26 protein-coding genes and 1 riboswitch are annotated in these 26,530 nt (G+C 73.1%); of the genes, 10 read left to right on the plus strand and 16 right to left on the minus strand.

Annotated features, from left to right (window positions below):
• The first annotated feature begins 2 nt into the window (after positions 1–2).
• Together ACF08F_RS36250 and ACF08F_RS36255 are read left to right on the plus strand one after the other, a co-directional pair.
• Complete coding sequence (locus ACF08F_RS36250) at positions 3–1,523, plus strand: ATP-binding protein (RefSeq protein WP_392302841.1); 1,521 nt, start codon at positions 3–5, stop codon at positions 1,521–1,523.
• The gene (locus tag ACF08F_RS36255) at positions 1,520–2,020 is read left to right on the plus strand and encodes a hypothetical protein (RefSeq protein ID WP_392302803.1); all 501 of its coding nucleotides are present in this window, start codon (positions 1,520–1,522) and stop codon (positions 2,018–2,020) included. Before ACF08F_RS36250 ends, ACF08F_RS36255 begins: the two co-directional genes overlap by 4 nt.
• A 59-nt stretch (positions 2,021–2,079) precedes the next feature.
• On the opposite strand, the gene ACF08F_RS36260 is transcribed toward ACF08F_RS36255, so the two are convergent.
• From ACF08F_RS36260 to ACF08F_RS36270, 3 genes are all read right to left on the minus strand, one after another.
• Complete coding sequence (locus ACF08F_RS36260) at positions 2,080–2,928, minus strand: acetylxylan esterase (RefSeq protein WP_392302804.1); 849 nt, start codon at positions 2,926–2,928, stop codon at positions 2,080–2,082.
• Between the two features lie 300 nt (positions 2,929–3,228).
• Positions 3,229–4,227: a type I glyceraldehyde-3-phosphate dehydrogenase gene (gene gap, locus ACF08F_RS36265; RefSeq protein WP_392302805.1), complete on the minus strand. Its 999-nt coding sequence runs from the start codon at positions 4,225–4,227 to the stop codon at positions 3,229–3,231.
• A 142-nt stretch (positions 4,228–4,369) separates the two neighbouring features.
• Complete coding sequence (locus ACF08F_RS36270) at positions 4,370–5,326, minus strand: GlxA family transcriptional regulator (protein WP_392302806.1); 957 nt, start codon at positions 5,324–5,326, stop codon at positions 4,370–4,372.
• Between the two features lie 293 nt (positions 5,327–5,619).
• Between ACF08F_RS36270 and ACF08F_RS36275 the strand changes: the two genes are divergently transcribed.
• The gene (locus tag ACF08F_RS36275; RefSeq protein ID WP_392302807.1) at positions 5,620–6,876 is read left to right on the plus strand and encodes a serine hydrolase domain-containing protein; all 1,257 of its coding nucleotides are present in this window, start codon (positions 5,620–5,622) and stop codon (positions 6,874–6,876) included.
• A 40-nt stretch (positions 6,877–6,916) separates the two neighbouring features.
• On the opposite strand, the gene ACF08F_RS36280 is transcribed toward ACF08F_RS36275, so the two are convergent.
• Positions 6,917–7,450: a GNAT family N-acetyltransferase gene (locus tag ACF08F_RS36280; RefSeq protein WP_392302808.1), complete on the minus strand. Its 534-nt coding sequence runs from the start codon at positions 7,448–7,450 to the stop codon at positions 6,917–6,919.
• A 269-nt stretch (positions 7,451–7,719) separates the two neighbouring features.
• On the opposite strand from ACF08F_RS36280, the gene ACF08F_RS36285 reads away from it, so the two are divergent.
• Entirely contained in the window at positions 7,720–7,788 is a 69-nt protein-coding gene (locus ACF08F_RS36285; protein ID WP_392302842.1) for an excalibur calcium-binding domain-containing protein, read from the plus strand.
• A 95-nt stretch (positions 7,789–7,883) separates the two neighbouring features.
• Here ACF08F_RS36285 and ACF08F_RS36290 read toward each other — a convergent pair whose 3' ends face one another.
• Together ACF08F_RS36290 and ACF08F_RS36295 are read right to left on the minus strand one after the other, a co-directional pair.
• Positions 7,884–8,720, minus strand: a complete 837-nt coding sequence (locus tag ACF08F_RS36290; RefSeq protein WP_392302809.1) for a ketose-bisphosphate aldolase — start codon at positions 8,718–8,720, stop codon at positions 7,884–7,886.
• Between the two features lie 96 nt (positions 8,721–8,816).
• The gene (locus ACF08F_RS36295) at positions 8,817–9,740 is read right to left on the minus strand and encodes an SIS domain-containing protein (protein ID WP_392302810.1); all 924 of its coding nucleotides are present in this window, start codon (positions 9,738–9,740) and stop codon (positions 8,817–8,819) included.
• A gap of 150 nt (positions 9,741–9,890) precedes the next feature.
• On the opposite strand from ACF08F_RS36295, the gene ACF08F_RS36300 reads away from it, so the two are divergent.
• Together ACF08F_RS36300 and ACF08F_RS36305 are read left to right on the plus strand one after the other, a co-directional pair.
• Positions 9,891–10,694: a DeoR/GlpR family DNA-binding transcription regulator gene (locus ACF08F_RS36300; RefSeq protein WP_392302811.1), complete on the plus strand. Its 804-nt coding sequence runs from the start codon at positions 9,891–9,893 to the stop codon at positions 10,692–10,694.
• A 190-nt stretch (positions 10,695–10,884) separates the two neighbouring features.
• Entirely contained in the window at positions 10,885–12,912 is a 2,028-nt protein-coding gene (locus ACF08F_RS36305; protein WP_392302812.1) for a phosphocholine-specific phospholipase C, read from the plus strand.
• A 7-nt stretch (positions 12,913–12,919) separates the two neighbouring features.
• On the opposite strand, the gene ACF08F_RS36310 is transcribed toward ACF08F_RS36305, so the two are convergent.
• Positions 12,920–13,576, minus strand: coding sequence for a hypothetical protein (locus ACF08F_RS36310; RefSeq protein ID WP_392302813.1), 657 nt, complete (start codon positions 13,574–13,576; stop codon positions 12,920–12,922).
• Between the two features lie 366 nt (positions 13,577–13,942).
• Positions 13,943–14,126, plus strand: a riboswitch (cyclic di-AMP (ydaO/yuaA leader).
• A 4-nt stretch (positions 14,127–14,130) separates the two neighbouring features.
• On the opposite strand from ACF08F_RS36310, the gene ACF08F_RS36315 reads away from it, so the two are divergent.
• Entirely contained in the window at positions 14,131–15,033 is a 903-nt protein-coding gene (locus tag ACF08F_RS36315) for a transglycosylase SLT domain-containing protein (protein ID WP_392302814.1), read from the plus strand.
• Between the two features lie 181 nt (positions 15,034–15,214).
• On the opposite strand, the gene ACF08F_RS36320 is transcribed toward ACF08F_RS36315, so the two are convergent.
• The 3 genes from ACF08F_RS36320 to ACF08F_RS36330 all read right to left on the minus strand — a co-directional run bounded on the left by ACF08F_RS36320 (position 15,215) and on the right by ACF08F_RS36330 (position 18,192).
• A complete protein-coding gene (locus tag ACF08F_RS36320; protein ID WP_392302815.1) occupies positions 15,215–16,510 on the minus strand; it encodes an alpha/beta family hydrolase in 1,296 nt (431 codons plus the stop codon).
• Positions 16,511–16,609: 99 nt separating this feature from the next.
• Positions 16,610–17,206 carry a hypothetical protein gene (locus ACF08F_RS36325; RefSeq protein ID WP_392302816.1) on the minus strand — a complete coding sequence of 199 codons (597 nt, stop codon included), beginning with the start codon at positions 17,204–17,206 and terminating at the stop codon, positions 16,610–16,612.
• A gap of 221 nt (positions 17,207–17,427) precedes the next feature.
• On the minus strand, positions 17,428–18,192 hold the full coding sequence (locus ACF08F_RS36330; RefSeq protein ID WP_392302817.1) for an alpha/beta fold hydrolase: 765 nt from the start codon (positions 18,190–18,192) through the stop codon (positions 17,428–17,430).
• Positions 18,193–18,395: 203 nt separating this feature from the next.
• Here ACF08F_RS36330 and ACF08F_RS36335 point away from each other — a divergent pair, with 203 nt between their 5' ends.
• A complete protein-coding gene (locus ACF08F_RS36335; protein WP_392302818.1) occupies positions 18,396–20,996 on the plus strand; it encodes a SpoIIE family protein phosphatase in 2,601 nt (866 codons plus the stop codon).
• A gap of 151 nt (positions 20,997–21,147) precedes the next feature.
• Positions 21,148–21,396 (plus strand): type B 50S ribosomal protein L31, encoded by a 249-nt coding sequence (locus ACF08F_RS36340; protein ID WP_392302819.1) that lies wholly within the window; start codon positions 21,148–21,150, stop codon positions 21,394–21,396.
• A 187-nt stretch (positions 21,397–21,583) separates the two neighbouring features.
• On the opposite strand, the gene ACF08F_RS36345 is transcribed toward ACF08F_RS36340, so the two are convergent.
• The 3 genes from ACF08F_RS36345 to ACF08F_RS36355 all read right to left on the minus strand — a co-directional run bounded on the left by ACF08F_RS36345 (position 21,584) and on the right by ACF08F_RS36355 (position 23,071).
• A complete protein-coding gene (locus tag ACF08F_RS36345) occupies positions 21,584–22,084 on the minus strand; it encodes a peptidylprolyl isomerase (protein WP_392302820.1) in 501 nt (166 codons plus the stop codon).
• A gap of 126 nt (positions 22,085–22,210) precedes the next feature.
• A complete protein-coding gene (locus ACF08F_RS36350) occupies positions 22,211–22,432 on the minus strand; it encodes a hypothetical protein (protein WP_392302821.1) in 222 nt (73 codons plus the stop codon).
• A 30-nt stretch (positions 22,433–22,462) separates the two neighbouring features.
• Positions 22,463–23,071 carry a DUF6629 family protein gene (locus ACF08F_RS36355; protein WP_392302822.1) on the minus strand — a complete coding sequence of 203 codons (609 nt, stop codon included), beginning with the start codon at positions 23,069–23,071 and terminating at the stop codon, positions 22,463–22,465.
• Positions 23,072–23,172: 101 nt separating this feature from the next.
• On the opposite strand from ACF08F_RS36355, the gene ACF08F_RS36360 reads away from it, so the two are divergent.
• Positions 23,173–23,694: a hypothetical protein gene (locus ACF08F_RS36360; protein ID WP_392302823.1), complete on the plus strand. Its 522-nt coding sequence runs from the start codon at positions 23,173–23,175 to the stop codon at positions 23,692–23,694.
• 61 nt (positions 23,695–23,755) lie between these two features.
• On the opposite strand, the gene ACF08F_RS36365 is transcribed toward ACF08F_RS36360, so the two are convergent.
• The 3 genes from ACF08F_RS36365 to ACF08F_RS36375 all read right to left on the minus strand — a co-directional run bounded on the left by ACF08F_RS36365 (position 23,756) and on the right by ACF08F_RS36375 (position 26,422).
• Positions 23,756–24,259, minus strand: a complete 504-nt coding sequence (locus ACF08F_RS36365) for an NUDIX domain-containing protein (RefSeq protein WP_392302824.1) — start codon at positions 24,257–24,259, stop codon at positions 23,756–23,758.
• Positions 24,260–24,377: 118 nt separating this feature from the next.
• A complete protein-coding gene (locus ACF08F_RS36370; RefSeq protein ID WP_392302825.1) occupies positions 24,378–25,094 on the minus strand; it encodes a response regulator in 717 nt (238 codons plus the stop codon).
• Positions 25,091–26,422 (minus strand): sensor histidine kinase, encoded by a 1,332-nt coding sequence (locus ACF08F_RS36375; RefSeq protein WP_392302826.1) that lies wholly within the window; start codon positions 26,420–26,422, stop codon positions 25,091–25,093. The genes ACF08F_RS36370 and ACF08F_RS36375 overlap by 4 nt, the downstream gene beginning before the upstream one ends.
• Positions 26,423–26,530 lie beyond the last annotated feature (108 nt).

Genomic DNA, 26,530 nt, shown 5'->3' on the forward strand with positions numbered 1-26,530 from the left:
GTCTGCGGGGCGGGGCCCGGAGCGGACGGCGGCGCGGCCGGTTCCTCGGCGGGCTGGTGGGCGGGCTGCGCACGCGGCTCGTCGTCGCCTTCGTCGTCGTCGCGCTCCTCAGCGCCGTGACCTCGACCGCGCTCGCCTACCGGGACGCGCGGACCGCCGTGCTCCAGCGCACCCAGAACGCCGCCGTGAACGACCTGCGGGAGCGGGTCTCCACGGTCGCCGCCGACTTCGACGTGCCGCCCGACCAGCGTTCCCTGTCCCGCTTCGCGGCGAAGGTCTCGGACGGTCTCGGCGGCCGCATCGTGGTCGCCCGCCACCAGGACCTGGTCGCCGTCTCCGACTCGCTCGCCGACACGGACGGCCGGATCGGCCCCGGGCTGCGCACCGCAGTGCGCACCGGGTCCGGGGCGCTGTTCCAGCGGGTGACGTGGCGGGGCGAGCCCTATCTGGTCGTCGGCATGCCGGTGACGTACGCCGACGGGGACCGCCGCACCTCCGGCCTGGAGGTCTTCTCGATCACCGACCTGCGGGCCGAGCGCGACGACACCGCCGCACTGCTCGACTCCGTGCGCTCGGGTGTCGTGCCGGTGGTGCTCCTCGCCGCCGTCCTGGCCCTGCTCGCCGCGCGGACGGTGCTCCGTCCGGTACGGGAGCTGGGGAGGGCGACGCGGGAGCTGGCGACCGGGGACCTCGGCAGCCGGGTCGCCGTCACGGGGCACGACGAACTCGCCGATCTGGCACGGACGTTCAACGACACCGCCGACGCCCTCCAGGCCTCCGACGCGGAGCTGCGCGAGCAGGAGGCGAAGGCGCGGCAGTTCGTGGCGGACGTCTCGCACGAGCTGCGCACGCCCCTGGCGGCGATGACGATGGTGGCGACGGTGCTGGAGGAGGACGCGGACCAGCTGCCGCCGGACGCGGCGCGCGCGGCCCGGACGGTCGGCGCGGAGACGGCCCGGCTGTCCCGGCTGGTCGAGGACCTGATGGAGATCTCCCGCTTCGACGCGGGGGCGGTACGGCTCCACGCGACCGGGACGGATCTCGCCGAGGCCGTACGGGCGTCGCTGGCGCTGCGCGGCTGGACGGACCGGGTGCGGGCGGACCTCGCCGAGGGTGTGCGGGCGAGGGTCGACCGGCGGCGCCTGGACGTGATCGTCGCGAACCTGGTGGGGAACGCGCTGCGGCACGGGGCCCCGCCGGTCACCGTGACGCTGGGGACGGCCGTCGCACAGGACGGGGAGTGGGTGACGCTGGAGGTCGCCGACCGTGGTCCCGGGCTGCCGCCGGGTGCCGGGGAGCGGGTCTTCGACCGGTTCTACAAGGCGGACGCGGCCCGTACGCGGGGCGCGGCCGACGACAGCGGGCAGGGCAGCGGCCTCGGCACGGCGATCGCGCTGGAGAACGCCCGGCTGCACGGCGGCACGATCGACGCGGGCGACGGGCCGGAGGGCGGTGCGGTGTTCACCCTGCGCCTGCCCCTGCCGCATACGGACGACCGGCCCACCGGAGAGGACGCGGAGTGAAGGTCCGTCGGAGAACCGCCCTCGTCCCGCTGTGGGGGCTCGCCCTCGCCGGCTGCGGCGTCCAGCCGACCGGAGTGATAGGCGCGGGCGAGCCCGCGTCGGGGCTGACCCGCGGGATGCGGCTGTACTACGCCTCGGACAGCGGTCTGCGCGGGGTGCCGCTGCTGGACCCGCGGGTGAAGAACCTCGCCTCCGTGATGAAGCTGCTCGCCCAGGGGCCTGGGGAGGCCGAGCGGCGTGACGGGCTCACCTCCCTGGTCCAGGAGATCGGCGGCTACACGGTGACCGGGACGGGGGTGCGCGTCACGATCCACATGGACGGCCCGTACCCGCTGTCGGGGCGCGACCAGGGCACGGGGCAACTGGTGTGCACGCTGGCGCGCGCCCAGTCCGTCCTCGAACCGGAGGTCGGGACGGACGACGTCGAGGTCAGCGTGCGGCCGGCGGAGGGGGCGGTGCTGGGGCCGTACCGGTGCGCGGAGTTCCTCGACGATTGAGGCGCGCCCGGGAGGGACGGGCCTCGGGCGCGCGCCGGCGTGCGGCGCGGGGGCGCTCGTCAGGCGGAGGGGCCGGGGATCCGGAGCGCCTCGGCGTTGCGGTGCCAGCCGGACCAGAGGTCGTCGGCCGGGCAGTAGCCGCAGCCGGGGCCGAAGAAGGCGCCCCGGGCCCGCTCGTCGCCCATCAGCCAGAAGCGCAGCCAGGCGGTGGTCGGGGCGCGGAAGTCCCCGCCGTCGCCGATGGAACTGAGGTGTCCGGCACTGCGGACCTCGCCGTAGACGGCGGGGACGTGGTCGGAGTCGCGGTGGAGCGCCTTCACCAGGGCGGGCCACACGGTGAGGTCCCGCTGGCCGGCCAGGTAGAAGACGGGCTCGTCCATCAGGTCCGGGTCGGCGATCGGCCCCGGCTGGATCGGGACGGCGGTGTCGACGCGCGGGTCGATCGCTGCGTTGACGGCCGCCGCGCCGCCCTGCGAGTGGCCGGCGGAGCCGATGTGTTCGAGGTCCACCTTGCCGTGGAAGGGGCTGCCGCTGTCGGCGTTCCACTTCTCCAGCACGTCGATGCCGGCCCGCATGCTGACGGCGAAGTTGGAGGTGGGGGTGTTGGCGGCGGCGACGATGAAGCCCTGGCTCGCCCAGTGCCGCAGCAGCGAGCTGTAGATCCCCGGCACGGCACCGGTGCCGTTGCCCCAGATGACCACGGGGTGCCGCTCGCCCGACCGGCCCATGTCGCGCGGGTGGTAGAAGGTGTGCACGACGCCGATGTCGACGTTCACCTCGTAGGGGCCGGTCTGCCCCCAGTCGGTGCCGAGCGACGCGATCCGGCCCGTCGGCTCCTCCGCGGCGACGGCGGCACCGGGCGTGGCGACGGCGGCGAGCACGACGGCGAGGAGGGCTGATCCGAGCACCCGCCCGAGCCTCCCCGGCGCCCCGGACTTCCCTGGCCTCCGCTGTACCTCTGACATCTCCGACACGGGAACTCCTCCACGGATACGGCGCGTTGCGCGTCCTCGCAATCGCGACCCGTGCCCATGGTCGGGGTCCCCGGCGCGGCTGTCCCCCGGCAGGAGCCCAGAGCTGCCGCGACCGGCTTGGGCATCCGCCCAGGGAAACGGCGGGGAAACGGCTGAGCGCTCCGGCCGGGGGAGGCCGGAGCGCTCTGGGGAGGGCCTGGCAGGTGTGCGGTCCTGCCCGGCCGAGGTCTGCCGTCAGCGACCCGCGAGGAGTTCCAGCGAGTCGATCACACGGTTGGAGAAGCCCCACTCGTTGTCGTACCAGGCGACGACCTTGACGTGGCGGCCTTCGACGCGGGTGAGGGCGGAGTCGAAGATCGACGAGTGCGGGTTGCCCACGATGTCGGAGGAGACCAGCGCGTCGTCCGAGTACTCCAGGACGCCGGCGAGCGGGCCCTCGGCGGCGGCGCGGTACGCGGCCAGGACGTCCTCGAGGGTCACGTCGCGGGAGACGGTGGTGTTGAGCTCGACGATCGAACCGACCGGGACCGGGACGCGGATCGAGTCGCCGGACAGCTTGCCGTCGAGGTTCGGCAGGACGAGGCCGATGGCCTTGGCGGCACCGGTCGTCGTGGGCACGATGTTGACGGCGGCGGCACGGGCACGGCGGGCGTCGCGGTGCGGGCCGTCCAGGAGGTTCTGCTCCTGCGTGTAGGCGTGGACCGTCGTCATGAAGCCGTGCTCGATGCCGGCGAGGTCGTCGAGGACCGAGGCCAGCGGCGCGAGCGCGTTGGTCGTGCAGGAGGCGTTCGAGACGATCGTGTGCAGCTCGTGGTCGTACGCGTCGGTGTTCACGCCGTACGCGAGCGTGACGTCGGCGCCGTCCGCCGGGGCGCTGACGAGGACCTTCTTGGCACCGGCGTCGAGGTGGGCACGCGCGGCCTTGGCCGAGGTGAAGCGGCCGGTCGACTCGAGGACGATGTCGACGCCCAGCTCGGCCCAGGGCAGCTGCGCGGGCTCACGCTCGGCCAGCACGGTGATGCGGCGGCCGTCGACGACGAGGGTGTTGCCCTCGACGGTCACCGGGCGGCCGAGGCGACCGGACGTCGTGTCGTAGGCGAGCAGCCGGGCGAGGGCGGCGGGCTCGGTGAGGTCGTTGACGGCCACGACCTCGAGGTCGCTGTCGCGCTCGAGCAGTGCGCGCAGCACGTTGCGTCCGATGCGACCGAATCCGTTGATGGCGATGCGGGTCATGAGGCGGGGTCCCTTCCGTTCCGTTGCGACCCCAGACTCGCGCACGAAACATGCCTGTGACAGCGGCGTGATCGCCACGGTCCGCAAGGATCGCGCCAGGCGGCGGAAGCGGCCGCTGCCGGCCCTGCGCGAAGGTCCGCCGCTACTCGCCCTGCGCGAAGGTCCGCCGGTACTCGCTCGGAGTGGTGCCGAGGATGTGCTGGAAGTGGAGCCGCAGATTGGCCCCGGTGCCGAGGCCGACGTCGGCGGCGATCTGCTCGACGCCCCGCCCGGACCGCTCCAGCAGCTCGCGGGCCATGTCGATCCGGGCGCGCATCACCCACTGCATGGGGGTGTACCCGGTGTCCTCGACGAAGCGGCGGGAGAGCGTCCGTGCCGAGACGGCCGCGTGCCGGGCGAGTATCTCCAGGGTGAGGGGCTCGCCGAGCCGGTGCAGCGCCCACTCGCGGGTGGCGGCGAACCGCTCGCCGAGGGCCTCGGGCACGCTGCGCGGTACGTACTGCGCCTGGCCGCCGCTGCGGTAGGGGGCCGCGACGAGGCGCCGGGCCGCGTGGTTCGAGGCGGCCACTCCGAGGTCGCCGCGCAGGATGTGCAGGCACAGGTCGATGCCCGAGGCGGCACCCGCCGAGGTCAGGACGCTGCCCTCGTCGACGAACAGGACGTTCTCGTCGACCTGGACGAGGGGGCGTTTCGCCGCGAGCGCCCGGGCGTAGTGCCAGTGCGTCGTCGCGCGCTTGCCGTCGAGGAGGCCCGTGGCGGCGAGCGCGAACGCCCCGGTCGAGATGGCGGCCAGGCGCGCGCCCCGCTCGTGGGCGGCGATCAGCGCCTCCACGACGGCCGGCGGCGGGTCCTCGCGGTCCGGGAAGCGGTAGCCGGGGACGAAGACGATATCGGCCCAGGCGAGGGCGGAGAGGCCGTGGGCGACGTGGTACGAGAGCCCGTCGCCGCCCGCGACGGTTCCGGGCTCAGCGCCGCAGACCCGTACCTCGTACGGCATGCTCGCGCGGGTCGTGAACACCTGCGCCGGGATGCCTACGTCGAGCGGCTTCGCGCCTTCGAGGACGAGGACGGCGACGCGATGCGGATGGGAACTGGGCACGTGTTCGAGGGTACGTGGCCCCTTCGGCCGACCGCGTACCCGCACGGCCCACCGGCCCCCGGGGCACCCGGAAGGTCACCCTCCAAAACCCGTCGCCCGTGTCAGGAACCGTTCTCGCGCGTTGGCAGTCATGATCCATGGGCGTCAGGGGTCGCACCGCATCGGTGGCGTGCCCCGGGTCCCCGCGGCCCACCGCCGCCGTGCGCCGAACGAGCCCACCGATCCGAGCGGATCCCACCGGTCCGCGCGATCCGAACGATCCGGAAGAACCGGAAGAAGCCGAGGAACCCATCGTGACCCTGACGTCCCACCGCCGTCGTCTGGCCGTGAGCGCCACCCTGGTCGCCGCCCTCGCCGCGGGCCTCGCCCCGGCCACCAACGCCTTCGCCGCCCCCGCGGCCCCCGCCCCCGCCGTCGCGCCGGCGGCCGCTCCGGCCCCCGACATGGAGGGTGTGACCGCCGCGCTCAAGGCGGCGATGGCCAACGGCGCCCCCGGCGCCATGGCCCGGTACGTCGGCCCCGACGGGATCCGGAGCCGGACCGCCGGCGTGCGTGACCGCGCCTCGGGCGCGTCCATGGACGTCGACGCCCGTTTCCGGATCGGCAGCGTCAGCAAGACGTTCTCGACGGTCGTCCTGCTCCAGCTGGTCCAGGAGGGGAAGCTGGCGCTCGACGCTCCCGTCAACAAGTACCTCCCCGGAGCGCTCCCCGACGACCGCATCACGGTCCGGCACCTGCTCACCCACCGCAGCGGTCTCGCCGACTACACGGACGCCATGTTCAACAGCACCGTGCCCGGCTTCGAAGCGGTGCGGAACAAGGTGTTCTCCTACCAGGCGCTGCTCGACCTGTCCCTGGCGCTGCCCCGGACCACCGAGCCCGGCGTGTCCTACAAGTACTCGAACGCCAACTTCGTGGTGGTCGGGATGCTGATCGAGAAGGCCACGGGCCGTCCGGTCGCCGACGCGTACAAGCGCCGCATCATCACGCCGCTCAAGCTGCGCCAGACCTCGTACGTGCACCCGTCCACCCAGATCAAGGGGCTGCACGTGCGGGGCTACCTGCACCCGGACGAGGCCGGCGCGCCGCTCGTGGACTCCACGGAGCAGACGGTCTCGTGGGCGCAGTCCGCCGGGGCCGTCATCTCCAGCCCCGGCGATCTGAACATGTTCACCATCTCGCTCATGCGCGGCCGGCTGCTGTCCCCGGCGATGATGAAGGAGATGACGACGGTGACGCCGACGGATGCCGCCAACACCCGTTTCTACGGGTTGGGCCTGCGCCGTTACGACCTCTCGTGCGGCACGCAGATCTTCGGCCACACCGGAACCGTTCAGGGCTTCTACACGTATGCCTTCGCGACGCGTGACGGCATGCGCAGCCTCTCGGCGGTGGCGAACACCTCGAACCACGGCGCGGCCAACACCGCGCTCGGCGGGACGCTGGAGGCGGCGTTCTGCGGGAAGCCGCCGGCGGCGACCGCCCGCGCGACGACCGCGCCCTCGGCCACGGACCTGCCGGCGGAGCGTGACCTGCCCGAGCGCCACTGACCGAAGCCGGGACCAGGCCTGACCGGCCCGAGGAAAGCGGTCAGGCCTGGTACTCGGTGAGGTCGATGGCGTGGACGCGCAGCGGGACGTCCAGGGCCGGGTGGTTCGTCTCGCGCTCGGCGGTCATGCCGAGCTTGCCGAGGATGTTCTCGGCGGCCGTGTTGCTGATGTGGGTCACGGCGACGACCCGGTCGAGCCCCCGGTCCTGGAGTGCGAACTCCAGGACCGCGTGGGTGGCCTCGGAGGCGTACCCCTGGCCCCAGAAGGGCCTGCCGAGCCGCCAGCTGATCTCCACCTCGTGGACCATGTCCGGCAGCCCCTCGGGCACGGACAGCCCGGCGAAGCCGATCAGCTCGCCGGAGGCGAGGAGCTCGACGGCGAAGAGCCCGAACCCCTCGTCGTCCCACTCCTCCTCGTACCGCTCGATGTCCCCGGCGGTCTCGTCCAGGTCCCGCACCGATCCGTCGCCGATCCAGCGCATGACCTCGGGGTCGGCGTTGATCTCGGCCAGCGGGACGAGGTCGTCGTCGGTCCAGCGTCGGAGGATGAGGCGGGGGGTACGGATCTCGGTCATGCCCCCATCCTGACCCATGAAGCGGGACCCCCACGCCATCGGTCGGACACAGCCGGACGAGGCTACGGCGACTGGGCCGCGCCTACGCCGCCTACAAGGACGTCGAGCCCCCTTCGGCGTACGACAGCTGGGGCGTCTGCTTCCAGCGCCCGGCCGCCGGTCTCCGATCTCGTCGATGGTCCCTGTGGTCTATCTGACCGTCCGGCTCAAGGGGCGGAAACGTCTACTACCGGAACTGCTCGGCGGTCCGCGCGGCGGGCGCCGATCCGATCCGCCGCGGCGACCCGGGCTATGGCACCCATCTCGACCGTGATGGAGACGGCGTGGCCTGCGAGTAGTACCCAGATCCCCCGTGTTGGCCCGAAGCCCCCTCCCTCCGCGCCGCTCCGCGCCGCTCCGCGCCGAGCGGGGGCTTCGGCGCTCTGTCGGCCCGTCAGGACGGGGAGAGGACGGTCAGGAGATGGGAGACCTCCTGGGCCACCGCCGTGCGGGCCGGGGTGAGGTAGTGGCGGGGGTCGAACGCGGTGGGATGTTCCGCCAGATGGGTACGGATCGCCTGTGTGAAGGCCTTGTTCAGGTGGGTGGAGACGTTCACCTTCGTCATGCCCGCCGCGATCGCCGCCGCGAGGTCGGCGTCCGAGACGCCCGAGGAGCCGTGCAGGACGAGCGGGGTGTCGACCGCCGCGCGCAGACGGGCGATCAGGTCGAAGTCGAGGACGGCGTCCCTGGTCACCATCTGGTGGGCGCTGCCGACCGCGACGGCGAGCGCGTCGACGCCGGTCGCGGCCACGAAGGCCAGGGCCTCCTGGGGGTCGGTGCGCACGCCCGGGGTGTGGGCGCCGCCCTTGCCGCCGATCTCCCCCAGCTCGGCCTCCACCCAGACGCCGTGCTGATGGCAGTGCTCGACGACCTCGCGGGTCGCGGCCACGTTCTCCGCGTACGGCAGTCTGGAGGCGTCGAACATCACCGAGCCCAGACCGAGCGTGACCGCCTCGCGTACGAGGTCGGGGTTCTCGGCGTGGTCGAGGTGGACGGCGACGGGCACCTTCGCGGCGCGGGCGACGGCGAGGGACGCGAGGGCGACCGGCTCCAGGGCGCCGTGGTAGCGAACCGTGTTCTCGCTGATCTGGAGGACCACCGGGCGGTCGGCGGCCTCCGCACCGGCGACGATGGCCTGGGCGTGTTCGAGCTGGAGGACGTTGAACGCCCCCACGCCCACCCCGGCCGCGCGGGCCCGGCGGACGATCTCATCGGTCGGCGTCAGCGGCATGGTCTTCCTTCGCGGGTGTCGGAACGGTCGGTGCGGGCGGGGACGTGGGCGGAGCCGTCGGCGCGGGGGGCCGCGCCGACGGCGCTTCCGGCGCGGTCAGGCATGGTGGTCGGTCAGGACCACGGAACGGGTCAGGTTCCGGGGGGTGTCGGGGTCAAGGCCCTGCGCCTCGGCCACCGCGACCGCGAGGCGCTGCGCCCGGATCAGGTCCGCCAGCGGGTCGAGGTCGCTCTCGACGACCGTGCCGCCGACCTTGCGGACCTCGTCCGCGAGCCCCGCCGGGAAGGCGCCGAAGCCCCAGGCGACACGCCCCGGGCCGGTGATGCTGATCGGTCCGTGCCGGTACTCCATCGCCGGGTACGACTCCGTCCACGCCCCGGCCGCCTCCCGCATCTTCAGCCCGGCCTCCAGGGCGAGGCCGTAGGTCCAGCCGGTGCCGAGGAAGGTGAACTGCTCGGCGGTGCGGACCGCTTCGTCGAGCGGGACCGAGAGCGCGCGCTCGGCGTCCTCGACGGCCTCCGCCAGGGAGCGCACCCCGGCGGGCAGGGCGTCCTCGGCCTCCAGGTGCGCCCGGAACAGCGCGAGCGCCGTCGTCGCGAAGCGGGTCTGGACGACCGACTCCTCGTCCGCGAAGTCGAGGACGGCGACCTCGTCGGCGAGGTCCATCACGGGGGTCGTGGGGTCGGCGGTGAGCGCGCCGGTGGGCACCGTGCCGCGCAGTCGCGCGAGAACGGCGAGGACCTCGCTGGTGGTGCCGGAACGGGTGATGGCGACGACCCGGTCGTAGCGGCGTCCGTAGGGGAACTCGGAGGCGGCGAAGGCGTCGGTCTCGCCGTGTCCGCCCGCCTCGCGCAGCTCGGCGTAGGCCAGGGCCATGAACCAGGAGGTGCCGCAGCCGATGACGGCGACGCGCTCACCGCGGCGGGGCAGGGCGGCGGCGTGCTGGGGAAGGGTGCGGGCGGCCTGGCGCCAGGTGGCCGGCTGGGAATCGATCTCCACGGCGGTGCGAGAGGTGGTCATGCGGGACTCCTTGCAAGAAGTGTGCGCGATGCTTGTTCGAAAATGCGTGAAGGTGGACTCATTCAAGCAGATCCGAGCATGCCGCTGCCAGGGTTGACGCGTGTCGGCGGATAGAATCGGACGCGCGCACGATCGGGAGGGGATGGACCCATGTCCAAGCACGAGCGGTGGAACGCACTCCTGGAGCTGCTCGCGGCCTCGGGGAAGGTCGAGGTCGAGGAGGCGGCGACCATGCTGGAGGTCTCCGCCGCCACCATCCGCCGGGACCTCGACGAACTCGCCGAGCAGCAGCTGCTCGTACGGACGCGCGGCGGAGCGGTCGCGCACGGCGTGTCGTACGAGCTCCCGCTCCGCTACAAGTCGGCGCGGCACGCCTCGGAGAAGCAGCGGATCGCCGCGGCGGTCGCCGATCTGGTGACCCCGGGAGAGGTCGTCGGGCTCAACGGCGGCACGACGACGACGGAGGTGGCCCGGGCCCTCGCGCTGCGGTTCGCGAGCGGCCGCGCGGAGACGCCGGGCGCGGCCACGGCCGGGCCCGCGCTGACCGTGGTCACCAACGCGCTCAACATCGCCGGCGAGCTGGCGGTCCGCCCACAGATCAAGATCGTCACGACGGGCGGGGTGGCCCGCCCCCAGACGTACGAGCTGGTCGGCCCGCTGACCGTCGGGGTGCTCAACGAGGTGGTCCTCGACGTGGTGGTCCTGGGCGTCGACGGGGTCGACCCCGAGCTGGGCGTGATGGCCCATCACGAGGACGAGGCGAGCATCAGCAGGCTGTTCGCCGAGCGGTCGAGCCGGGTCGTCGTCGTGACCGACTCCTCCAAGATGGGCCGCCGCGCGTTCGCCCGTATCTGCGGTCTGGACCGGATCGACCTCCTGGTCACCGACAAGGACATCTCCGCGGAGGCCACGGCGCAGCTGACGGAGGCAGGGGTGGAGGTCCTCACCGTCTGACCCGGCGGTGGATCCCGAACCCGACCACCATCGGTATTGGTATGAGGTCGGACCAATCCCCACGTTGACTTTCTCAGGCCGCGCACTGTTGTCCAAGCAATTACCGCACGGCTGTATACCTTTAAGCTCCCCTCCCCCATCATGTCTCCCGACGTGCCGCGCGGGCACGCCGTGACAGGAGAGGCGGGGCATGCTTCCCATCAGCCGCAGGGGATTCGTCGGGATCGGTGCGGGACTCGTCGCCGGGGCCGCACTGCCGCCCGGCCGGGCGTCGGCCGCTGCGCGCGCCGCGACGGGCACGCTCACCACCGACGTCCGGCACGTGGTGATCCTCATGCAGGAGAACCGCAGCTTCGACCACTACTTCGGCACGCTGCGCGGCGTACGGGGCTTCGGCGACCGCGCCGCCGGCAATCTCCCCGGCGGCTGGGGCATGTTCAACCAGCCCAACTGGGGCGGCCGGCACTACCCGTGGAAGCTCAGCGACACCCCGCCCGCGGGCGGCGTCGACGGCGAGACGCTCGCGCAGTGCAACGGCGACCTGCCCCACAGCTGGACGTCCCAGCACGCGGCCTGGAACAAGGGCCGGATGGACAACTGGGTCATGGGCGTGGGCAACACCCGGACGCTCGGCCATCTCGACCGGGAGGACATCCCCTTCCATCACGCGCTCGCCGACCATTACACGATCTGCGACGCGTACTTCTGCTCGGCGCTCAGCGCCACCGGCCCGAACCGGACGTTCCTGTGGAGCGGGAAGATCGACGGCTCCAGCAAGGACGGGGGCGAGGAGTCGGGGCTGACCTGGGAGACGTACGCGGAGGCGCTCCAGCGGGCCGGGGTCAGCTGGAAGGTCTACCAGAACGCGCAGGACAACTACGGCGACAACGGCCTCGCCTACTTCAAGAAGTTCACCGACGCGCGCCCCGGCGATCCGCTGCACGACCGGGGCATGGGCTCGGTCCCCAGGGTCACCGGCTCGACGCCGGACGACATCGCCGCGGCGATCCGCGCCGACGTCGTCGCGGGCACGCTGCCGCAGGTCTCCTGGGTGGTGGCGAGCGAGGCGTTCTCCGAGCACCCGTACGCGCCGCCCGGGGACGGCGCCCACTTCGTCGACCTCGTCTACCGTGCGCTCGCCGCCGACGCCGAGGTCTTCGACTCGACGGTGCTGTTCCTCAACTACGACGAGAACGACGGCTTCTTCGACCATGTACCGCCGCCCGTCGCCCCGCCGGGGACACCGGGCGAGTACCTCGACGGCGTGCCGATCGGGCTGGGCTTCCGCGTCCCGATGATTGTCATGTCCCCGTGGACCCGGGGTGGCTGGGTGAGCTCCGAGGTCTTCGACCACACCTCCGTGCTGCGCTTCATGGAGACCTGGACGGCGGCCCTCGGCACACCGGCCACCTGCCCGAACATCAGCGCCTGGCGCAGGAAGGTGACGGGTGATCTGACCGGGGTCTTCGACTTCGCCAACCCGGTGTACGGAGTGCCGGCCGGCCTGCCCTCCACGGCGAAGGTGATCGGCCAGGCCACCTGCGCCCCGCTGCCGAACCCTGCGCCCCAGAACAACGCCCTGCCCGCGCAGGAGTCCGGCAGCCGTCCGGCGCGCGCCCTGCCGTACCAGGTGAACGGCAATCTGGACCGGTTCGAGTTCGGCGCCGCCGGCAAGATCCTGGCCTGGTTCTCGATGACGAACCAGGGGGCGGAGGCCGAGCGGGCGGCGCACTTCTCGATCCACCCGCACCAGCACCGCGACACGGCCGCCTGGCAGTACACGGTCGACCCGGGCGGCACGGCCTCCGACTACTTCAACATCGGCCTCGGCTCGGGTTCCGGTAAGTACGACATCTCGATGATGGGCCCCAACCGCTTCCTGCGGCGGTTCATCGGCGACGCCTCGAAGGCGGGCAAGGCCGTGGAGGTCGCCGCCCGGTTCGCGCCCGAGTCGGGAACGGGCCGGACGGCCCTGTGGTTCAGGATGACCAACGCCTCGGCCGGACCGGTGACGTTCACGATCCGCTCGAACGCCTACCGCACGGACGGGCCGTGGACGTACACGGTCCCGGCGAACTCCAGCCGCGAGGACTTCTTCAACGCGGTGGCCCACAACAACGGCTGGTACGACTTCACGATCCTCGCCGACATCGACGGGACCTGGTCGCGCCGGTACACCGGCCACATCGAGACCGGGTCGCCGAGCGTCACCGGCTGACCGACGCTCACCGGCCGGCCTGCTCGGCGCGGCGGATCGTCGCGTCGAGCAGGCCCAGCGCCTCGGCGGCCGTCCGGCCCGGGGCCCGGTTCCAGGGACCGATCAGTTCGCGCCACCCCTGCGACCGCAGCTCGGCCATGATCCAGGCCGCCGCCTCGTTCATGGTGTCCGCGCTGCCGTAGCCGAGGCGGTGGGCGGCGAGGAGCGCGCCGCAGACGCAGCGCGCTCCCCGCACGTCGCGCAGCTTGTACGGGGCGTTCTGCCAGCCCCATTCGGTGAGCACCAGCCGCGCGTAGCCGAGGTGGACCGAGGGGCGCAGCTCGGGGCTGCCGATCCGGCGCCAGGCGTGCAGACGGTCCGGGAGCACGGCTCCGATCCGGCCGGGGAGCGTGCGTCCGGTGGGGGCCGGCGGCGGCAGCGCGTCAAGCGCGTCGGAGACGAGCCGGTCCACGGGCACGCTGAGCAGGGCCCTCCAGTCGGCGGGTGCGGGCCGGCCGGGTGCGGGCACAGGGGCGGCCTCCGGGACCGGAGCAGAGGCGGGTGCGGGGGCGGGTGCGGGGGTGGTCCAGTCCGTGACGATCCGCTGCCAGGTGGCGCTCTCGAAGAGAGCGGCGGCCTCGCGGTCGAGGGCGTCCGGGCTGAGCGGGGCGGAGGGGGTCGGCATGCGGATGACTCCTGTGTCGGGTGCCTCCATCTTTCAAGATGAATGTCTGGTTTGCGACTTTTGCGCACCCGACTCGCCCCCTTCCACCCCGACGCGGACGAACGGCTCACCGGGGCCAATTTCCACCCATTTACTTACCAACGGAATTACAGCCCATATTCGGACATTGCTCTCGTGGTGACGCGGTTCACTTTCCCCGGCCCCCGTCGGACGGCCGCACGCCCGCAGGCCGTACCGCACTTGGAAGTTCACCGGGGCCGCGGTCAGGTCGATCTTGAATTCTCCGAATTCGGAGATCCAATTCCATGAGCGGCCGAACTGATCCTCTTGTTATCCGCCGCAATGCTGGCCTACGGTCACCCCCATTCGAGCGGAACGCCTAATCCTGCCGCCGTTCGAAACACCTCCCTTTCACCCGACGGCAGGAGCGGGGGACCCACGAATTCGCCGGTCCGGATTCCGGAACGGCTCGGGGTGAAGCCGCGTGTGCGCGGCCGGACATCTCCCGTCCGAACCCGACAGCTCACCCCGCAGGCGCCGGAGAGGAATCCGTCATGCCTGCACACGGTAAGCACCGCCGCCCCCGACACCGCACCGTCTCCCGGGGCCTCGCCCTCGCCGGCACGGGCGGCGTCGCCCTGGCCCTTCCGCTGGTCATCCCCGCCACGGCCGGCGCCGAGACGGTCTCGGCCGCTCCGCAGGCCGTCGCGCAGCCCTTCGCCGCACAGCCCGTCGCCGCGCCGGCCGCCGCTCCCTCGGCCCCCGCAGCCGCGCGCACGTACACCGTGGTGAGCGGCGACTCGCTTTCCCTGATCGCCCAGAAGAAGGGAATTCAGGGCGGCTGGAAGTCTCTTTACCGGGTCAACAAGTCCGCCGTGGGTGACAATCCGTCACTCATTCACCCCGGTCTGGAACTGACGATTCGTCGGGATTCCGCGAAGTCCGCCCCCGCGCCCGCCGCCGCGCAGAAGAAGACCGCCCAGAAGACCGCGCCGAAGACCGCTCCGAAGAAGAGCTCCGCGTCGGCCGAACGGGCGAGCCGCTCCGAGCGCCGCGCCGCCGCCCCGGCCGCCGTCTCGGGTGCCTCCGCCGCCGCGCCCGCCGTCCAGGCCGCACCGGTCGCCGCCGCCCGGTACGCCGACAACCTCGACGGCTGGATCCGCGAGTCGCTGGACATCATGGCCCGCAACGGCATCCCCGGTTCGTACGACGGCATCCTCCGCAACGTGATGCGCGAGTCCTCCGGCAACCCGCTGGCCATCAACAACTGGGACTCCAACGCCGCGGCCGGCACCCCGTCGAAGGGCCTGCTCCAGGTGATCCAGCCGACCTTCGACGCCTATCACGTGCCGGGCACGTCCACGGACCTGTTCGACCCGGTCGCCAACATCACGGCCGCCTGCAACTACGCGGCGGACCGCTACGGCTCCATCGACAACGTCAACGGCCCCTACTAGGGCGTGTTGCGAAAGTAGCGCCGGCCGCCCGAAGGGCGGGCCCGACGGCGTCTGGTGCGTGCGATCGCAAGGCGGAGGGTCGCCCCGATACTGGATGTATCGGGGTGATCCCGACAACGCGGCGAGCGTGCGTGCCAGACGCCGTCGGGCAGGCGGGACTTTCGCAACACGCCCTAGGACGTCAACGGACCTCGCGACGCCCGAACCACTCGGCGAACCAGTCCGTGGCCAGCTCCGCCACCTCTTCCAGGGCCCCGGGCTCCTCGAAGAGGTGAGTGGCGCCGGCGACGAGGGTCAGCCGGTTCTCACAGCGCAGCAGGGCCTGCGCACGCTTGTTGAGGTCCAGGACGAGCGCGTCCCGGCCGCCCACCACGAGGAGGGTCGGGGCCCGCACCCGGGCCAGGTGCTCGCCCGCCAGGTCGGGCCGGCCGCCGCGCGAGACGACGGCGGCGACATCGGAGGCGGGATCGGCCGCCGCCCACAGGGCGGCGGCCGCGCCCGTGCTCGCCCCGAAGTAGCCGAGCGGCAGCGCGCCGCCCTCGGGACGTCCGGCCAGCCACTCCGTGGCGCTCGTCAGCCGTCCGGCGAGCAGCGGGGTGTCGAAGACGCGTGCCCGGTCGGTGGCCTCGGCCTCGGTCAGCAGGTCGAACAGCAGCGTCCCGAGCCCCGCCTGGTTCAGGGCATCCGCGACCGCGCGATTGCGCGGGCTGTGCCGGCTGCTGCCGCTCCCGTGGGCGAAGAGGACGATGCCGGTCGCGCCGTCGGGGACGGCGAGCCGCCCGGCGAGAGTGGCACCGGTCGCCGGGATGCGGACGTCCGTGTCCCGCACGACGGGGCCGCGCGCGGCCCGGCCGCGGGCGAGACAGTCGAGCACCTCCTCGTCGGACGTCTGCGTGAAGTCGCGGTAGAACTGGCCGATCGCGTAGAAGAAGTCGGGCTCACGGACGCTGACGGTCTCGTCGGCCTCTCCCCCGAGGCGGGCGTTCCAGCCGGGCGGGGCGACCGGGACGGCGAGGACGATCCGTGCGGCACCCTTGGCGCGGACCACCCGGCAGGCGGCCAGCGCCGTCGCGCCCGTGGCCAGCCCGTCGTCCACGACCACGACCGTCCTGCCGTCGAGCGGAACGGGCGGACGGTCGCCCCGGTAGCGCCGGGTGCGCTGTTCCAGCTCGACGTGCTCGCGCTCCTCCACGGCCGCGAGGTCCCGCTCGCCCACGCCGGTCTCGCGCAGCACCCGCTCGTTGAGGACCCGCACCCCGCCCTCCCCCAGTGCGCCCATCGCGAGCTCCGGCTGATCCGGCACCCCCAGTTTGCGCACGAGGCAGATGTCGAGGGGCGCGCCGAGCGCGTCGGCGACCTCGGCCGCCACCGGTACGCCGCCCCGCGGGAGCCCCAGGACCACGACGTCCTGGTCCTTGAGGTGGCCGAGGCGGGCGGCGAGCCGGCGGCCCGCGTCGGTGCGATCGCTGAAGTCCATGGTCCGCCGCCCTTCCGCACGCGGCCCGGGCGCGGGAGGAACGGTGTGCGCCGCCCTGCCCGTCTCTCCAGGGTAGACGGCTCGCCGCGACGGGACAGGTCAGCGCGACTGCAGGGCGTCCAGGGCGACGGCCTGGGCTATCGCGAGCCGCCGGTCGAGCGCCGCGTCGGCTATGTCCACGACGTACTTGTCGACGACCGAGAGGCGCTTCTCCACGGACATGACGTGCCGTCCCGCCTCGGCGAAGTCGAAGTGGTACGGCACGACGAAGGGGAGCAGTTCCGTGAAGGGCAGGAACTCCCAGCCGCGCCGCAGGATCGCCACGGTCGCGTTCCGCTCCTGCCCGGTGGTCTCCTGCGGCTCGCCCTCCCGCTCCAGGTGCCAGGTGCTGCGCAGCAGGGACCGGCCGAAGTCCTTGCGGAAGCCGCCCAGCCGCGTGCCGGACGCCCCGTGGACGTCGTAGGTCGCGCCGAGGTCGATCACCTGCCGGGCCCGGAAGGTGAAGAGGACCTGACGCATGGATTCGTCGGTGTAGAAGGTGACGTGCTCCTTGAAGGCCATCCGCTTCTGGTGGGCGAAGGCGACCAGTTCTCCCTCCTCCCCGTCCGGGCCCATGGTGTGCACCAGGTAGCGGTTGGCCATCAGGGTGACCTTCTGCCGCACCAGGAAGCGGTGCTGCGACTGTGCGAGGCCCATCGGTGGTGCTCCTGCCGTTCCTGGACGGTCGGTCGGTGACCGTCCCGTGGGGATGAGAGCACGATGATCCGATGCGGCGGCGGTCCGCCGCTGTCCTCGAAAGTCGCGGACCGCGTCGACCTTCGGATGGGGTCGTTCCCGGCGCGGCAAGTCCGTCGGGCGGCCCGACCGGTCCCGTCAGGCGGCCCGAAGGGTCCCGTCAGGCGGCCAGGCCGGTCCCGTCAGGCGGCGAGGAATGCCTCGATGGCCTCGGCGAGGGCCTGCGGGGTCTCCTCGGGGGCGTAGTGGCCCGCGTCCTTGAGCACTTCGAGGCGCGCGTTCGGGTACCAGCGCAGCCAGGTCGCCTCCATCGCCTCGCTGCCGAGCGCCGGGTCGTGGGCGCCGACGACGAGGAGCACGGGGGTCGGGTTGTCGCGGACGCGCTCGTGGAAGTCGGGCTTGGACCAGGAGTCCAGGTAGGCGCGGAACGCCGTCTCCGAGGAGCGGCTGACGGAGCGGTCGACGAGGGCGCTCAGCCAGGAGTCGTCGTACCGGCCGCCGGTGGTGTTGTCGATGATCGCCCGCCGGTTCGCCGGGGACCCGGCGGCGCCGGCGAACAGCTCCCAGGTCTCCCCGTCGAGCGGGAATCCCGCGGCGGAGACCGGTGAGATGCCGATGAGGGAGCGGACGCGGTCGGGCGCGTCGAGGAGCATGAGCTGGGCCGCCTTGCCACCCATCGAGTGCCCGATGACGGAGAACGAGTCCCAGCCGAGGTCGTCGGCGACGGCGAGGGCGTCGGCGGCGACCTCCTCCATGGTGTAGGCGCCCTCGGTGTCGCGGGCCTCGCCGTAGCCGCGGCAGTCGACGAAGGCGTACGTGCCGGCGGTGTCGTCGAGATGGGCCCGCAGCGGGGCGAAGCTGGTGCGGTCGCCGAACCAGTTGTGGAGGACGAGGGCCCGGCCGGGGCCTTCGCCTTGAACGTCGTACGGAAGAACCCGGCCCGTCATCGTGCCCCCTGGCAGCGAGGTGGTGGCGCCGCGCGTCCGCGGCGGCGCCCATGGTCGACGACCGAGTGTGACGGGACGAGCGCGTGTGGTCAACAAGGCCGGACGGACACGGGGTGCGCACGGGGCGCGAACGGGGCGCTCGGGCGGTCTCACGCGCCGTGCCCGAGATGCGGCGCCTTTCACGGCAGGGGCATCCTGGCTGTGTGACCTCGCACGGCACGTCCGGCCCCGGCCCGGCGGGCGGTACCGGGCGTCCGTCCGGGTACGGGACTGCCGACGGGCCCGCTTCGGGCGCGCTGACACGAGCCCTCGCGGACACCTCGCTGCGGGCCGTCGAGTCGGTCGGCGGGTACGCGGGCGGGGTGTACATGCGGTCGGAGACACCGGGTCTGCTGCGGCTCGCGATCCTCGTGGGGCTGCCCGGGCCGCTGTTCCGTCCCTGGTGGCGGATGCACACCAACAGGCCGTTCCCGGTGGCGGAGGTCCATCGCTCGGGGCAGGCCGTCCACCTCGACGACGTCGAGGACGCGATGCGGCGGTTCCCCCAGCTGGTGGCGAGCCTGCCGTTCCCGTTCGCCTCGCTGTACGCGCCCGTGGTCGCGGGCCGCGAGCGCTTCGGGGTCCTCGTGGTGCTGCGGGCGCCGAGACGGGGCGAGGGGGTGAGCGCGCGCGACCGGGCCCGGATGACCAGCGCCGCCGTCCGGCTCGGCGAGAACCTGGCCGCCCTCACGGCGCACGGGACCGCGGCCGAGTGGAACGGTGACCCCATCTGCGTACAGCTCTCCACCGGCAACGCTCCGCCCGTGCGGTTCGGCTCCTTCGACTGGGACCTGGACTCCGGCACGGTCAGCATGGACGGCGGGCTGCGGGAGATCCTCGGGGCCGGGGTGACCTCGCCCTGCTCGATCGAGGTGCTCACCTCGCGGCTGGACGCGGAGGACGCGTACGCGCTGTGGGCGGCGGCGCTGCAGGCGACGGGCGAGGACGGTCGGCCCGCCGTGCGCAGGATCCGGCTGAAGGGCCCGGACGGCGGCCTGCACCTCCTGGAGGTGACCGCCACGGCCCGGCGGGACGCGCAGGAGGCCGGAAATCCGCCCCGTGCAGGCGGGCACCTCACCGGCACGCTCGTCGACCTGGGCACGGGCCTGGTCGGCTCGGACGCGACGGACCGGCTGCCCCGGGCGATCCTGGCGATCGACCGGCTGGGCCGGATCACGTACCTCAACGAACGCACGGAGCGGCTCCTCGGCCGGCCGCGCGGAGCGCTCGCGGGGCGGCCCCTGTGGGAGGCGCTGCCCTGGTTCGGCCTCCCCTTCCACGAGGAGCAGCTGCGCGCCGCGCTGCTCTCCGACGAGCCGGTGCGCTTCCTGGCCCGTCCGGAGCGGGGCCGGTGGCTCACGGTCTCGCTGCACCCCGGGCGGGACGGCGTGACCATGGTCCTCGTCCCGGAGGAGGACCCGACGGGGTCCGCACCCGGCACGGCGCCGGGCCGCCCGGACGGGGCGCCCGGTGCCGACGGGCCGGACGGGGCGGAGCTTCCTGACCGTCCGCACCGGGAGGCGGACGACGGGATCGGGGACGAGGGCGACCGGGCGGCTGCCCTCTACCGGCCGGTGGCGCTGGCCATCGCCCTCTCGGAGGCCGTGACGGCGCGCCAGGTGTCGGCCGTGGTGACCGAGGAGCTGCTGCCGGCCTTCGGCGGACGGCAGCTGGCGATCTACCTGCTGAGCGACCGGCGCCTGTACCTCGCCTGGGAGACCGGCTTCCCGCCGGGCTTCCTCGAACCCTTCGACGGGGTCTCGCTGGACTCCCGGATGCCGGGCGTGGAGACGCTGACGACGGGCCGGCCGCTCTTCTTCGAGTCGATGGACCAGCTGAGGACGGCGTACCCGGGGCTCCCGCTCGACACCCACACGGGAGCCCGGGCCTTCCTGCCCCTGATCGCCTCGGGTCGGCCCGTCGGCTCCTGCATCCTCGGCTTCGACCGCCCGCGGACGTTCACCGCGGACGAACGGACCGTGCTCACCGCCCTCGCGGGCCTGATCGCACAGGCACTGTCCCGGGCGCAGCGGTACGACACGGAGTCGGCGGTCGCGCGGGGGCTCCAGGACGCACTGCTGCCGCACCAACTGCCGGTGCGGGCCGGGGTGGAGACGGTCGGCCGCTATCTGCCGGGCACCGAGGGCATGGACGTGGGCGGCGACTGGTACGACGTGATCGAGACGGGTCACGACCGGCTGGCGCTCGTGATCGGCGACGTCCAGGGGCACGGGGTGGCGGCCGCGGCCACGATGGGGCAGCTGCGCAGCGCGGTGCGCGCCTTCGCGCTGGGCGGCCACCGGCCGCAGGACGTCATGCGGGGCACCAACCGGCTCCTCATCGACCTGGATCCCGGCCAGTTCGCGAGCTGCTGCTACGTCCTCCTCGACCCGGGTTCGGGCGAGGTGCGGGCGGTGCGGGCCGGACACCCCCAGCCGCTGCTGCTGCGCCCGGACGGCACGACGGAGCTGGTGGAGCTGGCGGGCGGGGTGGTGCTGGGGGTCGACGACCGCGCCTCGTACCCGGTGACGCGGTTGCGGCTCGCGCCGGGGGACGTCCTCGCGCTGTTCACGGACGGGCTGGTCGAGCGGCCCGGCACGGACATCGACGAGGGGATCGAGCGGCTGCGGCAGGCGCTCGCCTCGACGGGTTCGATGGCGCTCCCGGAGGCTGCGGACCGGCTGATCCGGGAGGCGCGGCAGGCCACGGCGCGGCCGGACGACATCGCGCTGCTCCTCGCGGCGCGCTGGCCGCAGACCCGCTGAGCGGCGGTGCGGCGTCACCCGGTCGGTCCCGTGGCGCTGGTCGGCCGGGACGGGCCCGGGGAGGCTGGGGGTGCCGTGCCGGATCAGGCCGGACGAGCCGAGACGATCACGTCGGGGCGAACGAGTCGGGGCGGAAGCCCGAGGAGGACACGTGCAGCAGGACAAGCAGCCCGAGTACGGACCCGTGGTCTTCCGGGACCGGTCGGCGGGGTACGCGTTTCTGACCCGGTCCACCGCGACCAGCGAGCGGACGATCGAGTGGGACGACGGGCAGACGTACCCGGTCGTCGACGTGGAGATCTCCTCCGAGAGCCACCCCTTCTACACGGGAAAGGCGCGGACGGTGGACTCCGAGGGCCGGATCGCGAAGTTCGAGCGCCGCTTCGGCGAGGAGAGTTGATCCACCGCGCCGGGTCCCGTCCGGGAAACCGGCGCGTGGCCGCGTCGGCCGGGCGGGGAGCGGCACGTCCTGTGGACGGCGCTCCCCTGCCCGCCGCGCGGGTGAGCGAGGGCCTCGGGCCCTCCGCCCGTACTCCGCAGAGGTCCTCGATCAGCGCCGCTGATCGGGCCTCAGGTCAAGCGTGGGCTCAGGCCTTGGCGACGAGGCCGGACGCGGAGACCTTGATGTCGGCGCTGGTGGCGCCGGAGCGGGAGCCGAGGCCCTCGATCTTCTTGACCAGGTCCTGGCCCTCGACGACCTCGCCGAAGACGACGTGCTTGCCGTCGAGCCAGTCGGTGACGATCGTGGTGATGAAGAACTGCGAGCCGTTGCTGTTCGGGCCGGCGTTGGCCATCGAGAGCAGGAACGGGCGGTCGTGCTTCAGCTTGAAGTTCTCGTCCGCGAACTTCTCGCCGTAGATGCTCTTGCCGCCGGTGCCGTTGCCGCGGGTGAAGTCGCCACCCTGGAGCATGAACTGCGGGATGACGCGGTGGAACGGGGAGCCGGCGTAGCCGAAGCCGTGCTCACCGGTGCACAGCTCGCGGAAGTTCTGCGCGGTCTTCGGGACGACGTCGTCGAAGAGCTTGAAGGTGATCCGGCCGGCGTCCTCGCCGTTGATGGTGATGTCGAAGTAAACGTTGTCGCTCATGGGGACATCCTGTCATTACTCACGCACGGCGCGCGCACGGGCCACCTCCTCCCGTGTCGCGACGCGACCGTGCCCCGCGCCACCGAGGGGGCGCGGGGCACGGGAGGCCACGGTCCGGGCGGGAGGTCAGAGCAGTCCGCCGGCCTTCGGCGTCTGGAGGGCGCTCCCGGCTCCCTGGACGGTCTCCACGGTCTGGGTGACGGTCTCGACGCCCTGGTCCTCCTGGAGGAGGCCGGTGGCGCCGCCGAGGGGGCTCTCCGCGGCGCTGGCCTGCGGCGGCGGGGTGACGAGGGCGGTGACGACGCCTGCGGCGAGGGAGGCGATGGCGAGCATGCTGCGCTTCTTCATGCCCTGGTCAACTGCTGAGGCGCCGAGGGGTTACGCCCGACTTCGCACCCAGGCCAGGATCACCAGCGACGCGACGGCCGCGAGGGCGCACCACGTCGAGACGAACTCCGCGCTCCACAGCAGCGCGCAGACGATCGCTCCGGCTCCGGTCAGGAGTCCGAGCAGGCGCAGGATCCGGTCGCGGGCGAGGAGCAGCGCGCCGACCGTGGCGAGGAGGTAGCCGACGAGGAGCGGCGCCGCGTGGGGCAGGTCGACGACGTAGCCGAGGGTGTGTCCGCGGATCTCTGCGGTGACCGGGCGGGCCGCGAGGCGGTACGCGAGGACGCCGGCGGTCGCGAGGCCGGCGGCGAGCGGCACGAGCAGGCGCCGCCGGTCGGCGGGGCGCGCCGCGGTCAGGACGCCGACCGGCACCCAGACCGGCAGCAGGGGCAGTGCGATCACGGCCCAGGCGAGGGTGGCGGGGCCGGCTCCCCCGCCGGCATTCCAGACGACGGCCTCCACGACCTGGTGGGCGCCGAGGAGCAGGGGCAGGGCGGCGAGCGGCGCGTCCCCGGCACGGCGTACGGAGGCGACCGAGACCAGGCCGACGGCGCCGATCCCGAGGCCCGCCCAGAGGTCGGCCGTCGCACTCCAGCACATAACGCACTTTTACCCCAAACCAGGCGGAACCGTAGGGTTGGGGGTGGGTGTCTCTCTCATTGACACCACTGTCCCCGGAGCAGGAGAAATTGGGGGACGTCATGCATCACCGGCACACTCTCGCGGCCGTCGCCGCAGGGATCCTCCTCACCGCCGGGATCGGCGCGACGATCCCGGCAGGCGCTACCGATTCCCCGTCCCGCGCGTCGACGGCACCGGCCATGGCCCAGGTCGTCGACGCCCGTTGGGGCGGACACGCCGGCTTCGACCGGATCGTCGTCGACATACGGGGCGCCGTGCCCCCGGTCACCGTCCGGCAGGCGAGCGCACTGCACTACGACGGCTCGGGCCAGCGCGTCCCCCTCGCGGGGAAGTACTTCCTGGAGATCGCCCTCTCCCCCGCCGCCGCCCACGACGACGCCGGAAGGAACCTCTACCAGGGGCCGCGGCTGCAGAAGATCTACCTGCCCACGCTCAAGGGGCTCGCCCTCACCGGCGACTTCGAGGGCGTGGTCACGATCGGGGCCGCCTTCGACACCAAGCCCGCCTTCAAGACCTTCACCCTCCACTCCCCGGAGCGGCTCGTGGTCGACATCGCCCACCCGGTCGGATGCCGGGTCTGAGACACCGGGGCGGGTGGGCCCGTCCGGGCGGACGGCCCCACCCGCCCCCCCACCCCGCTCGTCACCCGTCGACGGCGCCGGTCTCCACGTACACGGTCGATCCGGTCCTGCGGGCCCGGTCGATCTCGGCGAGCCGGGCGAACTCGCGCGGGTTCATCTCGCGCTCCCACTCGTCGAGACTGCGCACGCTGTACTCGCTGTGCTCGTCGGGGTCGAGGACGACGGCGGCGATCTGCTCGTCCGTCAGCTCGCCGCCGTCGAAGATGAAACCGATGTGGTTGGCCGGCCACTCCTCGCCCCGGTCGGTCATGAAGTGGGTGCCGAGCAGGCGCGGCTCCCCGGCGAAGACGAGTCCGGTCTCCTCCTGGCACTCGCGCAGGGCCGTCTCCCAGGGGGTCTCCCCCGGGTCCATGTTCCCGCCGGGCCACTGCCACAGCTCGGTTCGGTAGGACGCGCGGAGCTGGAACGGGCGGCCGCCCGTGTCGGTGAAGTACAGGCAGGCGTACGCCGTCGCTCTCGGCAGGGTCTCGACGTACTCGACGGGCGGCAGCCAGATGTTCGCCATGGGCGGCTCTCTTTCGACGGGCCGATGGGAAACCCCCATCCAATCGGCCCGTGGGCCGCCGACCGGCCCCTCACGGGGAGATCACCGGATCGTGTGATCACCGCTCCCGGCGGCCAGGTCAGGCGGCGGAGACGAGGCCCGCCTCGTACGCGATGATCACCAGGTGGACGCGGTCGCGGGCGTCGAGCTTGGCGAGCAGCCGCGTGAGGTACGTCTTCGCGGTGGCGATGCTGATGTGCAGCTCGGCGGCGATCTCCGTGTTGGACAGGCCGCGGCCGACGAGGGTGAGCACCTCGCGTTCGCGGTCGGTGATGCCCTCGGTGCCGCGGCGGGGCCTGTCCGGGCGCTGTCGCGGGCGGTCGGTGAACTCCTTGATGAGGCGGCGGGTGACGCCGGGCGCGATGAGGGCGTCGCCGGAGGCGACGATCCGGACGGCGGCGAGGATGTCGTCCAGGGCCATGTCCTTGACGAGGAAGCCGGAGGCCCCGGCGTGCAGCGCCCCGTAGACGTGGTCGTCGTCGTCGAAGGTGGTGAGGACGACGACCCGCGCGCCGGTGGGGCCCGAGGTGACGAGGCGGGTCGCCTCGATGCCGTCGGTGCCGGGCATCCGCAGGTCCATCACGACGACGTCGGCGCCGGTCTCCTCGACGAGCCGGACGGCCTCCGCACCGTTCGCGGCCTCGCCGACCACGACGAGGTCGGGGGTGTCCGTCATGACCATCCGGAGCGCGGTGCGCACGAGGGGCTGGTCGTCGGCGAGGACGACCCGGACGAGGGGGGCGGGGGCGGGTTCCAGGGGGACGGCGGTCGGCGGCGTCGTGGTGGGCTCGGTCATCGGGTGGTGGCTCCTGTGTCTGCGGGGACGGGAAGTCGGGCGGTGACGAGGAAGCCGCCGCCGGGGCGGGGGCCGGCGGCGAACTCCCCGTGCAGCAGGGCGACGCGCTCGCGCATGCCCGCGAGGCCGTAGCCGGAGCCTCCGCCGGGGCGTTCGCGTTCCCGGCCGGGAGCCGGTCCGCGGTCCTCGACGGTGACGACGACGGCTGCGGGGTCCCGGTGGTCGACGGTGACCGTACAGGTGTCGGCCCCGGAGTGGCGCACGACGTTGGTGACGGACTCCTGGACGAGCCGGAAGGCGGAGAGGTCGACGTCCGGCGGCAGGGAGCCGGGGGCGCCGACCCGCCGGACGGAGACGCGGACCCCGGCGCCGCCCGTGACCTCGGCGAGCCGGTCGAGCGCGGCGAGACCGGACATCTCGGGGAGTTCGGAGGCCTTCCCGGGGAGCACGGGCGTCGCCCGGGAGGCGGCGTTCGGGTCGGGGACCGCGTACGGGTCGAGGGCGGCGTACGGCTCGGGGACGCCGTACGGGTCGGGGGCGGCCGGCGGTTCCTCGGTGCGCAGGGCGCCGAGCATGCGGCGCAGGCCCGCCAGGGTCTCGCGGCTCGCCGTCTCGATCTCCGCCAGGGCCTGCCGGGCGCCCTCGGGCTGGGTGTCGATGACGCGCCGGGCCGCGCCCGCCTGGAGGGCGACGATGCCGATGCTGTGCGCGACCGTGTCGTGCATCTCGCGGGCGATGCGGAGCCGTTCGGCGGTGACGGCCTGCTCGGCGGCCTGCGCGCGGCTCCGTTCCGCGTACTCCCGGGCCTGCCCTTCCGAGCGGCCGAGGAGCCAGGCCACGAGGGCCGTCAGGGCGACGGCCAGGGTGCTCGTGGTGCCGGCGCTCCAGCCCGCGGCCAGCCGGACTGCCACGTAGACGACGAGCAGGCCGAGGGCGAGCAGGAGCGCCCGCCAGGCCTCGCGGCGGGGCCGGGCGGCGGCGATGGCGTAGAGCGCGACGTCGACCGCGAGGTACTGGGCGAAGGGGATGGCGGTGACGCCGAGAGGGGTGGAGGCGATGACCGCGGCGATGAGGAGGTGGTGGAGGGCCGCGGTCGGGCGCCGGCTCAGGAGGGCGCTGCCGCGCAGGGTGAGGAGGGTGCCGACGGCCAGCATGGTGAGACCGTCCCAGCGCAGGATGACGAAACCGGGCAGGACGTCCGGCCCCTCCTGGCCCGGCACGCTGATCCGGAGGAGGGCGGTGAAGACGATGCCCGCGCCCCAGGCGACGGCGGCCCAGACTCCTGGCGTGACCCGCTTGAAGAACGGTACTGACGGCGTGGCGGACATCCGGTGATCGTAGACGGCGTCCCCTCCACGGTCATCGGACCCAGGGTGTACGACCTGGGGTGACAGGACCGGCCGGGGATTGTCCGTGCTGGTCCGATGCCCGGCGCG

Origin of the sequence: Streptomyces sp. NPDC015130 (assembly GCF_043080005.1) — a bacterium.
GTDB lineage: Bacteria > Actinomycetota > Actinomycetes > Streptomycetales > Streptomycetaceae > Streptomyces.